The 13,380-nt window shown below is 77.0% G+C and carries 12 protein-coding genes; 4 read left to right on the plus strand and 8 right to left on the minus strand.

Going from position 1 to position 13,380, the window contains the following annotated elements; genetic code table 11:
* Positions 1 to 125 precede the first annotated feature (125 nt).
* A complete protein-coding gene (locus BJP40_RS03885) occupies positions 126 to 1,103 on the minus strand; it encodes a helix-turn-helix domain-containing protein (protein ID WP_071278616.1) in 978 nt (325 codons plus the stop codon).
* Positions 1,104 to 1,464: 361 nt separating this feature from the next.
* On the opposite strand from BJP40_RS03885, the gene BJP40_RS03890 reads away from it, so the two are divergent.
* Both BJP40_RS03890 and BJP40_RS03895 read left to right on the plus strand, forming a co-directional pair.
* A complete protein-coding gene (locus BJP40_RS03890) occupies positions 1,465 to 3,441 on the plus strand; it encodes a protein phosphatase 2C domain-containing protein (RefSeq protein ID WP_071278630.1) in 1,977 nt (658 codons plus the stop codon).
* Positions 3,442 to 3,700: 259 nt separating this feature from the next.
* Positions 3,701 to 4,165: an ATP-binding protein gene (locus tag BJP40_RS03895; protein ID WP_107407960.1), complete on the plus strand. Its 465-nt coding sequence runs from the start codon at positions 3,701 to 3,703 to the stop codon at positions 4,163 to 4,165.
* Positions 4,166 to 4,230: 65 nt separating this feature from the next.
* Here BJP40_RS03895 and BJP40_RS03900 read toward each other — a convergent pair whose 3' ends face one another.
* On the minus strand, positions 4,231 to 5,277 hold the full coding sequence (locus BJP40_RS03900; RefSeq protein ID WP_071268140.1) for a DUF2637 domain-containing protein: 1,047 nt from the start codon (positions 5,275 to 5,277) through the stop codon (positions 4,231 to 4,233).
* 229 nt (positions 5,278 to 5,506) lie between these two features.
* Positions 5,507 to 6,355 (minus strand): (2Fe-2S)-binding protein, encoded by an 849-nt coding sequence (locus BJP40_RS03905; protein ID WP_071268138.1) that lies wholly within the window; start codon positions 6,353 to 6,355, stop codon positions 5,507 to 5,509.
* 644 nt (positions 6,356 to 6,999) lie between these two features.
* On the opposite strand from BJP40_RS03905, the gene BJP40_RS03910 reads away from it, so the two are divergent.
* Together BJP40_RS03910 and BJP40_RS03915 are read left to right on the plus strand one after the other, a co-directional pair.
* Entirely contained in the window at positions 7,000 to 7,809 is an 810-nt protein-coding gene (locus BJP40_RS03910) for a GntR family transcriptional regulator (RefSeq protein WP_371258594.1), read from the plus strand.
* A 15-nt stretch (positions 7,810 to 7,824) separates the two neighbouring features.
* The gene (locus BJP40_RS03915; RefSeq protein ID WP_071278617.1) at positions 7,825 to 8,979 is read left to right on the plus strand and encodes a hypothetical protein; all 1,155 of its coding nucleotides are present in this window, start codon (positions 7,825 to 7,827) and stop codon (positions 8,977 to 8,979) included.
* A 358-nt stretch (positions 8,980 to 9,337) separates the two neighbouring features.
* Here BJP40_RS03915 and BJP40_RS03920 read toward each other — a convergent pair whose 3' ends face one another.
* The 5 genes from BJP40_RS03920 to BJP40_RS35205 form a co-directional block, all read right to left on the minus strand.
* Positions 9,338 to 9,742 carry a ChaB family protein gene (locus tag BJP40_RS03920; protein ID WP_071278618.1) on the minus strand — a complete coding sequence of 135 codons (405 nt, stop codon included), beginning with the start codon at positions 9,740 to 9,742 and terminating at the stop codon, positions 9,338 to 9,340.
* Between the two features lie 80 nt (positions 9,743 to 9,822).
* Entirely contained in the window at positions 9,823 to 10,338 is a 516-nt protein-coding gene (locus BJP40_RS03925; protein ID WP_071278619.1) for a dual specificity protein phosphatase family protein, read from the minus strand.
* A gap of 65 nt (positions 10,339 to 10,403) precedes the next feature.
* Entirely contained in the window at positions 10,404 to 11,165 is a 762-nt protein-coding gene (locus tag BJP40_RS03930; protein WP_177204296.1) for a hypothetical protein, read from the minus strand.
* Between the two features lie 159 nt (positions 11,166 to 11,324).
* Complete coding sequence (locus tag BJP40_RS35200; protein WP_226962378.1) at positions 11,325 to 12,617, minus strand: SulP family inorganic anion transporter; 1,293 nt, start codon at positions 12,615 to 12,617, stop codon at positions 11,325 to 11,327.
* On the minus strand, positions 12,509 to 13,129 hold the full coding sequence (locus BJP40_RS35205; protein ID WP_256220627.1) for a SulP family inorganic anion transporter: 621 nt from the start codon (positions 13,127 to 13,129) through the stop codon (positions 12,509 to 12,511). The genes BJP40_RS35200 and BJP40_RS35205 overlap by 109 nt, the downstream gene beginning before the upstream one ends.
* Positions 13,130 to 13,380: the final 251 nt, after the last annotated feature.

Genomic DNA, 13,380 nt, shown 5'->3' on the forward strand with positions numbered 1-13,380 from the left:
CACGGGGCCCGGGCCTCGGCCGGTCCCCGCGGGCCGGGGCGGGGCGCCGGGCTGCCCCGCCCCTCGGCCCCGCGTCCCTTCGCTTTGCGCCGCTTGGGGTCCCGGTGCCTCCGGGCCCGCCCCGGTCAGCGGGTGACCCAGCCCCGCTCGTACGCCTGCCAGCCCAGTTGCAGCCGCGTCGTCACGCCCGTCAGCTCCATCAGCCCCTTCACCCGCCGCTGCACCGTCCGCAACCCGAGCTCCAGCTGCTTCGCCACGCTGGCGTCCGTCATGCCCGCCAGCAGCAGCGACAGGATCTGCAGGTCCGTCGCGTCGGGACCCGCCGCGCCCGCCACGTCCTGCTCCCCGCAGCCGAGCCGCAGCGGTACCGCCTCCCGCCACACCGCCTCGAACAGGCCCATCAGCGACTCCAGCAGTCCACTGGCGTGCACCACCAGGGCCGCGGGCTCCACGCCCCGCCCCGTGAGCGGGACCATCGCCATGGACCGGTCCGCCACGACGAGCTTCGTCGGGACCCGGTCCACCACCCGCACCCGTTCGCCGCGACCCAGCGCCGCCCCGGACTCGGCGACCCCACCGGGCAGCTCCAGCACCTCCCGCTCGACCACCACCCGATACGCCACCCCCCGCGCGGCGGCCCGTTCCTCAGCGTCGTTCTCCGCGCCCGTCACCACGGCGGGCCGCCCCGTCACGAGGGCGCACACCTCCTCCGCGGCGCCCAACTGGAGCTGCAGGAAGCGGTGCGCCACCGCGCTGCCCCCGGTCACCACCTCCACCAGGTCGTGCACTTCGGGCTCCGCCGCCTCCGCCCGGTACTCCTTCGCCAGCAGCGCGGCCGCCAGCTCGGCCTGCTCCAGTTCGTGCCGCTGCTGGGTGAGCAGCGCCCCCAGGGCCACGCCGGGCGGCGCCGCCACCCACCGCCCCTGCCGGTACGACGAGCGGGCCGCGAGACCGTGGGCCTCCAAGCGCACGAGTGTGCGCTCCGTCTCCGGCTCGGGCAGGCCCAACCGGTGCGCGAGGTCCGCGACCCCCGCCCCGCCCAGCACCACCAGCGCCCGGTACGCCGCCTCCCCGCGCTCGTCGAGCCCTATCGCCCCCAACACGTCGTACCGCCCTTCCCGTCGATGCCCCGGGCGCCGCCGTGGCGGAAAACGGCCACGGCGCAAACCCGCCGCGCCCATCATCCCCACACCACCGGCCCCTCTGCCAGAGTGGCGCCACGGTCGCCCCGACAGCCACCGGACCCGTTCCGGCGGAGCACGACGGCGGGCCGCTCCCCGACCGTGGCCCGCGCCCCGGGGTGTCGCGCCGCGCGACTCCGCGCGCGACCAGCGCAGGCCACGCGGGCCCGCCGGGCGGGACGGAACCCTCCACAGGGGGAGGGCGCCCGGCGGGCCCTTGCACGATGACCACTTTTTCGGGAAGCCCCGGTGCCGGCACCTCCCGCGGGGGACAATGCAGGACATGAGTCCACAGGGGGACAGGCACACCGCCGGCGCCGACGACTGGTGGGACAAGCTGTACGACGACACCGCCTCGGACACGGCCCCGACCGTGACGGGCGACACCCTCGACGACCGATTCGACTCCGCCGCCGACACCTTCGCCCCGGGCCAGTCCCCGCCGTCCTACCGGCCGCCGTCCCCCTGGGAGGCCGCGCCCCTTCCGGGCCCGCGCACCTTCCCGGGCGGGTCCCTCCCGCCGGCCGTGGAGCCGACCCCGCCGCACGCCCCCGCCCCCGGATCCGGCACGCCGGGGTCCCGGCCCCCCGTGCCCGGTGCGCGGCCGGACGAGGCGCCGTCCCCGGCCGCCGCCGAAGACCCCGCGGCAGCCCCCGGCGGCCGGGCCCCCCGACACGACCCCCGCGCCCCCTTCGGCCCCGACGCCGGACCTCCGCCGGCCGCCCCGCCCGGACCCGACCGCCCTGCGGACCCGTGGGACGAAGGCGGCACGGGCTCCGACACCCGCTCCCGCAGGGGCCCTGACACCGGCTCAGGCGCGGTCGGCGGCACCCCCTCCCGTACGGAGTCCGAGGGCGGCTCCGGTACGGGACCCGAAACCCGCCCGCGCGAGGGCCCCGGGAGCCGTGCCGGGTCCGGGGCTCGCACGGGGCCCGGGAGCGCAGCCGCGGCGGACTCCGCGAACCGCACCGCGGGGCCCGCGTCCGGCTCGCGCCCAGGACCTGACCTCCGCTCGGGCACGGACCCGGGCGCCGCCGCCCCCGCGCCTCCCGACCGCGCCCCCGGTCCCGACCCCGCGCCGCAGCGGCAGACCGGTGGCCGCACCCTGCCCCGCATGCGCTTCGCCAAGGTCCCCCGTCCCGAGAGCGGGGCCGCCCGCCGTCCCGCGCCCGCCGCCGTCCCTCCGCGCCCCGTGCCGTACGTCGGCGACGGGCCGCCCACCTACGACGCGGAACCGACGGCGCTGCCGCAGGCGTGGCCGCACGAACTGGACGAGGCCGTACCGGACACCGTCCTGGAGGGCGCCCGCTACGGCTCCTTCACCCTGCGGGCCGCGTCCGTGCGCGGGGACTCCGCGCGGTACCGGGGAGAGTCCCGGCGCGACGCCTTGCTGGCAGCCCGGTTCGGTACCGGCGACGGCGCCCTGGTGCTGGTCGCCGTCGCCACCGGTGCCCGCGGCGTCGACGGTGCCCACGTCGCGGCCCGGGACGCCTGCCGGTGGATCGGCGAGGCCGTCGGCCGCAGCCACGCCCGCCTCGCCGACGACATCCGCGCCGGCCGCCGCGAGGACCTCAAGTCCGGGCTGCACCGCCTCACCGACCGCGCCTACGGCCGGCTGCGCGCCCGCGCCGCCGAACTCGGCTTCCCCTACGACGCGTACACCGCGGACCTGCGCTGCCTCCTGCTGCCCGCCGACGCCGCCTGCCGCAACCGGATCTTCTTCGGCGTCGGCTCCGGAGGACTGTTCCGGCTGCGCGGCGGCGCCTGGCAGGATCTGGAGCCGCCCGCGCCGGAACCCGGCGCCGTGACGGGGGCACCCGTCGTCGGGTACGGTTCGCCGCCGCCCGGCACCGGCGCGGCCGCCCCGGGGAACGCCGCCGCGGCGGACGCGGCCGCCACCGGGAGCGGCACGGCCCCGCCGCAGGACGTGCCCGTGTCGGAGACCGACGGGCGCACCATGAGGCTCGGTGTCACCCCCCACCCCGGCGCCCCCTACATCGAGGGTCCCCTACCGCCGCCCGCCGTGCCGTTCCGCTTCCGCGCCTCCATCGCGCGGCCGGGCGACGCTCTGCTGCTTGCCAGCACCGGCCTGGCGGAGCCGCTGCGCTGCGAGCCCGCACTCGCGGCGGAGCTGGCCACCCGCTGGGCCCCCACCGGGCCCGGGGAACCGCCCGGTCTGGCCGCGTTCCTCGCCGACACGCAGCTGCGCGTGAAGGGGTACGCCGACGACCGCACGGCAGCGGGCGTCTGGGAGGCGTGACCCCGCGCACGGCGCGCACGGGCCTGCCCGCGGCCCGGCGCACCGCTCGCGACCTGCGGCGACGAAAGGTCCCGCGCCGGTCCGACCGGGTGCCGCGCGGACCCGCGACCGGGGTCCGCCACCTTGACACCCTGCCGTGCCCCACTGCTCCCCTCCGTGCGCCTGCTCGTCGGTGGTTCGCAGGCGTGACCCGGGTGAGGCAAGGGCATGGATCCCGTGAGCCTGTTCGAGGGAAAGGTCCAGTGACGTGGTGGGGGCTATGAGTGGGCGTCAGGCAGAGGCGGTCGGACCCAGGGCGGACGGGCGTGACCGGGGCGTGGACCGGATGACGGGGGCGATGCGCCTCCGCCGGCACGTGCGGGCGGGCGACCTGACGGCCGTCGCCGGGGTGCGGCGCGCGCTGCGGGAATTAGTCCGCCGCCGCATACCGGTCGACACCGCGGACGTGGCGGAGCTGCTCGTCAGCGAGCTGGTGACCAACGCCCTGCTCCACACCGGGCACGGGGCGGTGGTGACGGCGACGCTGGGTCCCCGAGCCCTGCGGGTGGAGGTGCGGGACTTCGTCCCCGAACTGCCCGACCCTTACGTGCCGGTGCCCGATGACGGCACCCACGGCAGGGGGCTGCTGCTGGTGCAGGCACTGGCCGACGCGTGGGGCGTGCACACCCAGGGCGTCGGCAAGGTGGTCTGGTTCGAGCTGTCGGACGTGAAGCCCCCGGCCTGAGGGGACACCGAAGGGCCCGCCCTCCCGGAGGGGGACGGACCCGTCGAGCGGTCGTGCGGCCGAGTTCAGCCGAACTGCTGCTCCAGACTCTTCAGTTTCTCCTCCAGAGAGTCGAGTCGGGGAATGGCCTGGGTGTCGTCCTCCGCGGTGAGGTCGACCGTGCGGGGCTCAGGTCCCTTCACGGCCTGCAGGGAGGGCCGGGAGCGGTGCGGCAGTTGTCCCTGCTCTGGTATGGCGGGCTCCGCGACGGCGGCCGAGGCGGAGCCCGTCGCGGAGTTCAGGTTCTGCACGTCCACCTGCCGGCCGCCCCGCCCGAGGTTCCAGGCGCGGTGCTGGCGGTTGAAGGCCCGGAGCCTGGCCCGGTCCAGCTTCTGCTGCTCGCGCCGTTGCCGCCGCAGCTGCTGCTTCTCCCGCTTGTCCTCGCGGACCTCCTCCACGGCCTCGTCCAGCGTCCGCACGCCCTCCAGGAGCATCAGTGACCAGGCCGCGAAGGTTTCCCGGGGTGCCCGCAGCCACCGCACGATGCGGATCTGCGGCAGCGGCCGCGGTACGAGACCCTGCTCGCGCAGCGCCGCCCGGCGGGTCTGCTTCAGCGCCCTGTCGAACAGCACGGCGGCCGAGAGGGACATGCCGGCGAAGAACTGCGGAGCGCCGTCGTGCCCGATGCCGCGCGGTGCGTGCACCCAGTTGAACCAGGCGGCCGCTCCGGCGAACAGCCACACCAGGAGCCGGGAGCCGAGCGCCGCGTCCCCGTGGCTGGCCTCGCGGACGGCGAGGACGGAGCAGAACATGGCGGCGCCGTCCAGGCCGAAGGGCACCAGGTACTCCCAGCCGCCGGACAGGTTGAGGTTCTGCCGGCCGAAGCCGACCAGGCCGTGGAACGACAGGGCGGCGGCGACGGCCGCGCAGCAGAAGAGGAGCAGGTAGGAGGCGATGCCGTAGACGGCTTCCTTGCGGCGGCGTCGTTCCTCGCTGCGTTCCCAGGAGTCCTCGGCCGCGGCCTTGTCAGCGGCGCGTTTGCCGCGCGCGAGCACCACCACCGCCGCCACGGCCCCCGCGAGCATCACACCGCCGGGGAGCAGCCAGTCCAGCGATATGTCGGTCAGTCTCATGCGGTGTCCCTCGCATCGCAGTGAAGCGTTCGGTGCGCCATCTTGGCCGACTCGCGCAGTGCGTCACGGGGTTTCGAGGTAAGAGAACGCCATTGGGGCGGCAGGGCCTACGAATCGGGGCGATCTGGTCGAACTGACTGTCGTTAGTGCGCAGTTCTGTTCGAGTGAACCCACTCGTGAGGGTGGCGTGGCCGTGGTGCGCAGGCGCCCTGTGTCTGCGGGTGCGGGGTCAGCCGGCGGCGGTGAGTTTGCGTACCCGGTCGGCGTCGCACGTCCTCGGGCAGGTCACACAGGTGTCCTCGGGGCGCAGCGTGTAGAAGAGGCAGCAGCTGGCCCGGTCGCGGGTCGCCAGGGTGCGCCCGTCGGGTGCCGTGAGCTCCCGGAACCCCGCCGTGCCGACGTACGGCTTCGCCGTGCCCGGCAGCAGCAGTTCGAGTTCGGTCATGGCCCGCGGCTCCTCGTCGAGCAGGCCGGCGACGTACCAGAGGCCCTCGACGATCTCGTCCGTCGCCATGCCCCACAGGGCCCTGCTGCCCCGCCGCATCCGGGGCCGGAACCCTTCGATGACCGGCCCGAGGTGTTCGGCCACCGCGGCCCGCACCTCGGCGCGCAGCGACTCCTCGTCCGGCACGACCCGGGCGCCGGGCAGGGCGGCGGCGGGGTCGCCGGGGAGGCACGCGAACTCCCGCACGCGCACGGCCATCCGGCCCAGGGCGCGCTGGAAGGCGACCCCGTCGACGGGAACCCGCGGTACCCGCCGGTGCAGGAACCAGGGCACCGTCACCAGCAGGCAGGCAGGCCAGGCGTACCGGTGCAGGCCGAAGCTGGCGACCACGTCGGGGCGGGCCTGCCGCCCGTAGTCCCGCAGCACCTGCGCGCTGTCCCAGGAGAGGAAGGCGTCCAGTGCGGGACCGCCCGCCGCGAGTTCGTCCGCGCGGACCCAACCGCTGCCGCCCGGGATCTCCTCGTCCCGCGAGAGTTCCTGTACGCGCAGCCCGGGGAAGGCCGCCGAGAGCCGGGCGTACGAGGCGGCGACGGGCGACGTGAAGGGGGCGGGCAGCAGTGCGGTGACGGACATGCAGGGACCACCGATTCACGATCGTTTTCAGGTAAGCCTTACCTTACCCGATCTGATCGATGTGTGGGCGGCGCCCCTCTGCGCCTATCGTGCACACGGGCCCCCTCCACCGCGAGCCGGGCCGGTACGCCAGCAGCAGGAGGACCCGAGTGGAGCAGGGCAGCGGACGCGAGGCCGCGGTGCGGGAGACCGCCCCGGTCCGCATCCCCGGCGACGCGGCGCCCAGGCCCGGGGGCGCGTCCTCCCGGGCCGACGGCACCGCTCCCGAGCCCGGGCGCCCGGGCTCAGGCCCTCGCGCCGCCACGTGGAGGCGCGAGGCCCGGGGCGCAGGAGCGCGGGCCGCGTCCACGACGGCCGTCAGCGCCGTCTCCGGTACCGACGACGAGGCGTCCACGCCGGCCGGGAGCGCTGCCTCCGGCACCGGCAACGGTCCGGCGGCGCCGACGGCTGGGGGCCTTGGCTTCGCTGCGGAAGGAGTGGCTCGGCCGGCTGGGGACGGCTTCGCGCAGGGTGTGGCTCCGCTGCCCGGAGGCCCGGGCTTCGCCGCGAGCGCCTCCACCGCGACGGCTGGGCGCGCAACCTCCGGCACCGGCGCGGTGCCCGCGACGGTCGGTCCGGGGTCCGGCGCGGGCGCGGCACCCGCCCTGTCCGCACGCCCCTACCCGGGGGCGGTCCGCACGGCCGAGGGCGCGGCGTCCGGCAGGGCGCCGGGCGGCGTCCCGGTGCCGGGGGACGCGGCACCGGCGGGTGCCGGGCTCGAAGGCCGGGCCCCCGGCCCCGGGGGTGCGGCCTCAACGCCCGGCATCCCGGGCCCCCGCCCGTCCCGGGCCCCGGTGCAGCGGCACTCCGTGCGCGGCCAGGTGCTGCGGGCCCTGCGCGACGCCCTCGTCGGCGGCGACCTCGTGCCGGGCGAGGTGTACTCCGCGCCCGCCCTCGGCACCCGGCTCGGCGTGTCCGCCACCCCCGTGCGGGAGGCCATGATGCAGCTGGCCCTGGAAGGCGCCGTCGAGGTCGTACCGAACCGCGGGTTCCGCGTCGTCGAGCGCACCCGGCGGGAGCTCGCCGAGCTGGCCGAGGTGCGCGCCCTGCTGGAGGTCCCCGTCATGCTGCGGCTCGCCCGCACCGTGCCGGCCGCCCGCTGGGCCGAGCTGCGCCCGCTCGCCGAGGCCGCCGCGGCCGCCGCGGCCCGTGGCGGCCTCGCCGAGTACGGGGAGGCGGACCGCGCCTTCCACCGCGCCCTGCTGGGCCTCGCGGGCAACGCACAGCTGGTCGCCGTCGCCGACGACCTGCACCGCCGCTCCCAGTGGCCCCTGGTCAGCCCACCCGTCACCCGGCCCGCCGACCTCCTCGCCGACGCCGCCGAACACGGAGCGCTGCTCGACGCCCTGGAAGCCGGTGACCTCGATGTCGTCGAGTCGCTGGTCAGGGAGCACTTCACGGGCGCCTCGGACTGAGCCGGAGGAGGACACGTGCGTGCCACGGTGTGGACGGCCGCCAACCAGCTCGGTGTGGCCGCCGGCACCCCCGCCGAGCTGCTGACGGCCGTGCTGTCCTCGCCCCGCCGCGCCGCCCGCGTCGTCCTGCCGGGTGACGATCCCGCCACCGCCGCGCTCGCCCGTGACCTGCGGGCGCTCGGCCGCCTCGACGTCACCCTCCACCCCGCGGCGCCACCCGGCACCACGCCGGACCCCGACCTGTCCGATCCGGAGGCGGTCTGCGCGGCCGATCCGCTGGGGGTCACCCGGGCCTACGAGGCGTCGCCCGGCCACCACGGCGGCCTGCGCACCGCGTGGCTGCGCTCCGGGCAGGCCCTCGTACGGCCGGGCCAGACCGCTGGGGGGCGCGCACTCGTCCTGCTGGCCGCCCTGCCCGAGGACGCCGACCCTCGGCTGGAACCGGTCCTCGGCGGGCTGTCCGCCGGCACGCCGTGGGAGGTGGTGCGGACGCGGCGGGCCCGGGTCGGCGCGCTGGCGACCCGGGACGGTCGGCCGGCCGTGTCGGAGGACCCGCGGACCAAGGCCCTCGCCTACCTGCCCGACGGCACCGAACTGCGCCTCGACGAGCGCGGCCGACTCCTCCACACCGCGTACGGCCCCGTCTCCCGGCTGGTTCCGGCCGTGACGGCCACCCTGGCCACGCACCCGGCCTCTGCCCTGGCCGCCACGGCCGACGACACCTCGGGTCCGACGATCGTCACCGGTGACCGCATGGGCTCCGTGCACGCCTTCAGCCTCGGCGGCGTGCACCAGAGCGCGCCGCACTCCGGCCGCGTGACGGCCCTGGCCGCGTGCGGCTCCCGCGTCTACAGCGGCGGGGTCGACGGCACCGTGCGACTGCGGGGCGCGTCGGCGCCGGTGGCGCGGCGCCCGCACCCGGTCGTCGCGCTGCACGCCGCTCCGGGAGGGTTCGCCGTCGCCTGGACGGACGGGCTCGTGGAGCTGCACGGCGCCGACGGCGGGATCCGCCCGTTCCGCCCCGGCCCGCCGGTCCGCGCGGTGGCCGTGCACGGGAGGCGCGGGCCCCGGGGAAGCGGGGGAGGGAGCGAGCGCGCGCGGGGCGCGCACGGGGACGCCGTCCTCACCGTCGCCACCCCGGACACTCTGGTCACCCTGCGCACCCGGTGAGCGCGACGTGCCCGGCGGCGCGGCAGCCCGCTCGGGTACCCGCCCGGGACCTCAGGACCGGCATGGGCGGGGGCAGCCGCCCGCGTGGCGCGCGCGGCACCGGAGAACCGGCCGTGGCGGGGGCAGCCGACGCCGTGGTGCGCGCCCCCACGGGGCCGCAGAGCACGAGAAGCCGCACCCGCAGGCCGTGAAGACGGGGGCGCGGTCGCGGCGCGCGGTGTCCGTGCTCCGCGAACCGACGGAGCGCAGCCCCCTACCGTCGGCGGATCGGTGACCGGCCGGGCGCCGGCCCTTCGCGCAGGCCACCGGCAGCCGCGCCAACGGGCGGGAACGTGGGCCCCTGCGGCCGAGCCGAAGGCTACTTCTCCCGGGCCGCCCGCGTCCGGGACCGGTTCTCCTTGCGGAGCGCCTCCGCCAGCTCGGCCTTCGACATCTGGGAGCGCCCATCGATCCCCAGGCGCCTGGCCACGGCGTAGAGGTGCTCCTTCGTGGCGTTCTCGTCGACCCCTTCGCCGCTGCGGGCCGGCTCGCCGCGCGGCGTCGCGGCCCGCGGGTCGGACGGCCCCTTCCTGCTCTTCTCCTTGGCCTGCCAGCGGTCGCCGACCTTCTCGTACGAGTGCTTCAGCGCGCTGTACGCCACCCGGTGCGCCCGCTCGCCCTCGCCGTACTGCTCGACGGCGGAGTCATGCGCCTTGATCCAGGTGCGCTGGGCCTTCTTCGAGGACCGTTCCAGCGTCGACGGCAGTTCCTCACGACCGGGCACGGGTCTCACCTCCGGCATCGTGGACGCCCTGGACGGGACGCCGGACGTGTGCCCCGCCCCTGCCGACCGAAACGGGCGGTCTACGCCGAGCTCAGCCCTTCCAGCAGGTACGCCACCTCCAGGCCCGTCTCCAGGTATCCCACGAACCGGTCGTTGTGCAGCGCCCACGGCGAGCGGCGGCGCCGCACCAGCTCGACGGCCCGCGGCGCGCTCACGCCGGTGAGCTCGCACACGGCGCGTGCGGTGACCAGGCCGGAGCGGTTGTACCCGGCGAAGCAGCGCACGAGGGTGCGCCGGCCGGCCCGCACGGCCGCGGCGGTCAGCGCGGCGGCGTCGTGCACCGCGTCGATCTCGGCGGGGGACAGCGGGCCGTCCGGGATCTCCCGCACCTCGTGTCGCACGTCCGGAGGCGGCCCGTGTCCCGGCTGTGTGTGAAGGCTGACGACGAGGCCGAACTCCCGGTCCACGACCGCCGGCCGCAGATGGCCGAAACCGTCCGCCCAGACATGGCCGCCCATCCACAGCCCCGGCAGCACCTCGTCCCACGCGCTCTGCGGAGCGGGGACCTCGCGGTCCGGTCTGCCGGCTGTGCGCATGCTCGTCCTCCCCGCTCATCGTCGCTCCACCGGGGCCGCCACGCCACTGCCGCCCGGTGGTGTCCTCAGGCCGCCGGCCGTGGGCTGAGCTGGGTGGCGAGCCACGTCGGGACGCCGCCGAGGAGGCGGAAGAGGCGGCGGGCCTCCGTCCTCAGCCGGGTCGCCTCCGGCTCCGGCTCGGTGTCGGCCAGCGCGGCGAGCGCAGGCGCGGTGCCCACCAGGTAGCCGAGCTCCTCGCGGATCCGCAGGGACTCGGCGAAGCCGTGCCGGGCCTCCGCCATCTCGCCGTCCCCCAGCGCCAGCGCGGCCAGGTGCCGCCAGGTGAACGACAGCAGCAGCGCGTCGTCCTGGGCCGTGGCCCCCGCGTGGGCCCTGCGGTACGCGGCCCGGGCCGCCTGCGGGGCGTCCGCCAGGTACTGCGCGAGCAGTCCGCGCCGGAAGTCCAGCAGCGGCCGCCCCGGCGACGAGGGACCCAGCAGGGCCGCGGCCCGGCCCAGCGCCGCTCGCGCCTCGTCCGCCCGGTCCCGCACCCCGTGGAGCGTGGCCGCGTACGCCAGGTAGCCGCGCTCGCAGGCCGCTGCGCCCCGCTCCTCGTCGCCCTGCGCGACCGCCTCGGCAGCGCGCAGCGCGTCTTCGGCCTCGGCCCAGCCGCCCTCGGCGTAGAGGCACCGCTCGATCAGCAGGGCGGCCCGCTCGACGGCGACGGGCGGCCGGTCCGCGGTGGGGGCGAGGAGCGCGGCCGCGTCGGTCCAACAACCGCGCGAACGCAGCCGCCATACCGCGGTCCGGAGCGGATCGTCACCTCGGGTCGTTCCGGATCCAGACATGGCGGGATGCGCCACGTTGCCCTCCCCTAGCGCGCCATCGAGCTGTGTGAGTCCGGACGCATCTCAGCACGAAACGGTTCAAGGAACCAGAGGGCCGCGTGAATTGATTCACAATCAGCCGTCCGAGTGGCGGCGGGGGAGGGCGGGGCCGGACGGGCGCTACTCGGTCGCGTGCGCCCGGACGCCCAGGCCGCCGATGCGGACCGCGCCCGCCCCGGCGTCGTTGTGCTGGGCCGCCCAGCTCTCCAGTGCGTGGCGGCAGGCATGGTCGAGGTGGCGCAGGCCCGACAGGTCCAGCTCGATCAGCCGGTCCTGCGGCAGCGCCTCCAGCGCCTCCATGAGGCGGGGCAGGCGCAGGAACGTGGCGTTGCCGACCACGGTGACGACCAGCGGCCCGCCGACGCTCGCCGCGCCCCCGGGCTCCTCGGCGTCCTCGTGCGGACCCGACTGCCGCGGCACGACCGTGGCCCGCCGCGCGACGGGGTCCCGCCCGTCAGGGCGCGTCCGCGGTCCGGTGTCCGCCCGTGCACCGGTGCCCCGGCCCGCGCCGGCGTGCCCACGCCGGCCTGACAGCCGCAGTGCGTCGGCGTCCGGGCGCACGCCGTCCTCCTCGCGGCCGTCGGCGTCCGGGCGCGCGCCGCCGCCCGCGGGGCCGTCGGTGCCCCGTCGTGCGCCGTCCTCCGCGCGTACGCCGGTGGCCAGGGGCGCGCCCGTGCCCTCACGCACGTCGATGTGGACGTGCGAGGTGTCCCACGCCGTCTTCACCACGGCCACCAGCAGTCCCAGCAGGACGCCCTCGAACAGGTTCGTGGACACCACGGCCACCGCCGTCACGGCGAGGACGACCGCCTCGCCCCGGTGGTCCCGCCACAGCGGCCCCCACTCGCGTACGGGCACCAGCTTGCACCCGGCGTGCACCAGCACACCCGCCAGCGCGGCCAGTGGTACCGCGCCGATCACGGCGGGGAGCAGCGCCGCGAACAGCAGCAGCCACAACCCGTGCAGCACCCGGGACAGGGCGGTGCGGGCGCCGGCCTGCACGTTGGCGGCGCTGCGGACGATGACCGCCGTCATGGGCAGCGCGCCGAGCGCGCCGCACACCGTGTTGCCGACGCCCTGGGCGACCAGCTCCTTGTCGTAGTGCGTGCGCGGGCCGCTGTGCATCCGGTCCACCGCGGCCGCGCTGAACAGGCTCTCGGCGGACGCGATCAGCGCGAACGCCAGGACGGTGCCGAGCACGGCCGGGGCCAGCAGCCCGGCGAACTCCTCGGTGCCCGGCGGGCGCACCGCGCCGAGCAGGCCCTGCACCTCCACCTTGGCCACCGGCAGCCCGGCGCACCACGTCACGGCGGTGGCGAGGCCGACCGCGGCGAGCGCGCCCGGCACGGCCCGGGGCACGCGTCCCGGGAGGCGCGGCCACAGCACGAGGACGGCGACGGTGCCGGCGCCCACGGCGAAGGCGGGGGGGAGACGGCGGCGGTGACCACGTCCCCGGTGAGCCCGGGGAGGCCGGCTATCTTCTGCACGCCGCCGGACGGGGCGGTGGCGTCGGCCAGCGCGTAGAGCTGGCCGAGGACGATGACCAGGCCGATGCCGGCGAGCATGCCCTGCACGACGGCCACCGAGATGGCCCGGAACCAGCGGCCGAGCTGCAGGGCGCCCATGACGACCTGCAGGAGCCCGGCCGCGAGGACGATCGCACCGAGCATGGCGGTGCCGAAGGCGGTGACGGCGTCGTACACCAGCACGGTCAGGCCGGCCGCGGGGCCGCTGACCTGGAGCCGGCTGCCCGGCAGGGCGCCGACGAGCAGGCCGCCGACGATGCCGGTGACCAGGCCCAGTTCGGCGGGCACCCCGGAGGCCACCGCCACGCCGATGCACAGCGGGACGGCGACGAGGAAGACGACGAGGGAAGCGAGGAGATCCTGCCGCAGCACGGCAGGATCCTTGAGAGCACGGAGCACGGTGGGTTCCTCGGAGCACGGGACCGGTGGGGGGGAAGAGCCGGGCGGCGGGGCGCCCGGCGGGGGCGCGGGGGCGGGCTTCAGGAGCGCGCCGCGCGGGCGCGCGGTCTTCTTCGGCCGGTCCGGGCCGTCATGCCGAGGTGGAGGGGGAAGGGCCGCGAAGCGGTGGCGCGGCGGGGGGCGCAGGGGCACTGCGCGGGCACCGGTGGTCCGGTGGGAGCGGTCCGCGCGAGCCGCGCGGGCGCCGGGGG

It is taken from the genome of Streptomyces sp. CC53, assembly GCF_001865245.1.
GTDB lineage: Bacteria > Actinomycetota > Actinomycetes > Streptomycetales > Streptomycetaceae > Streptomyces.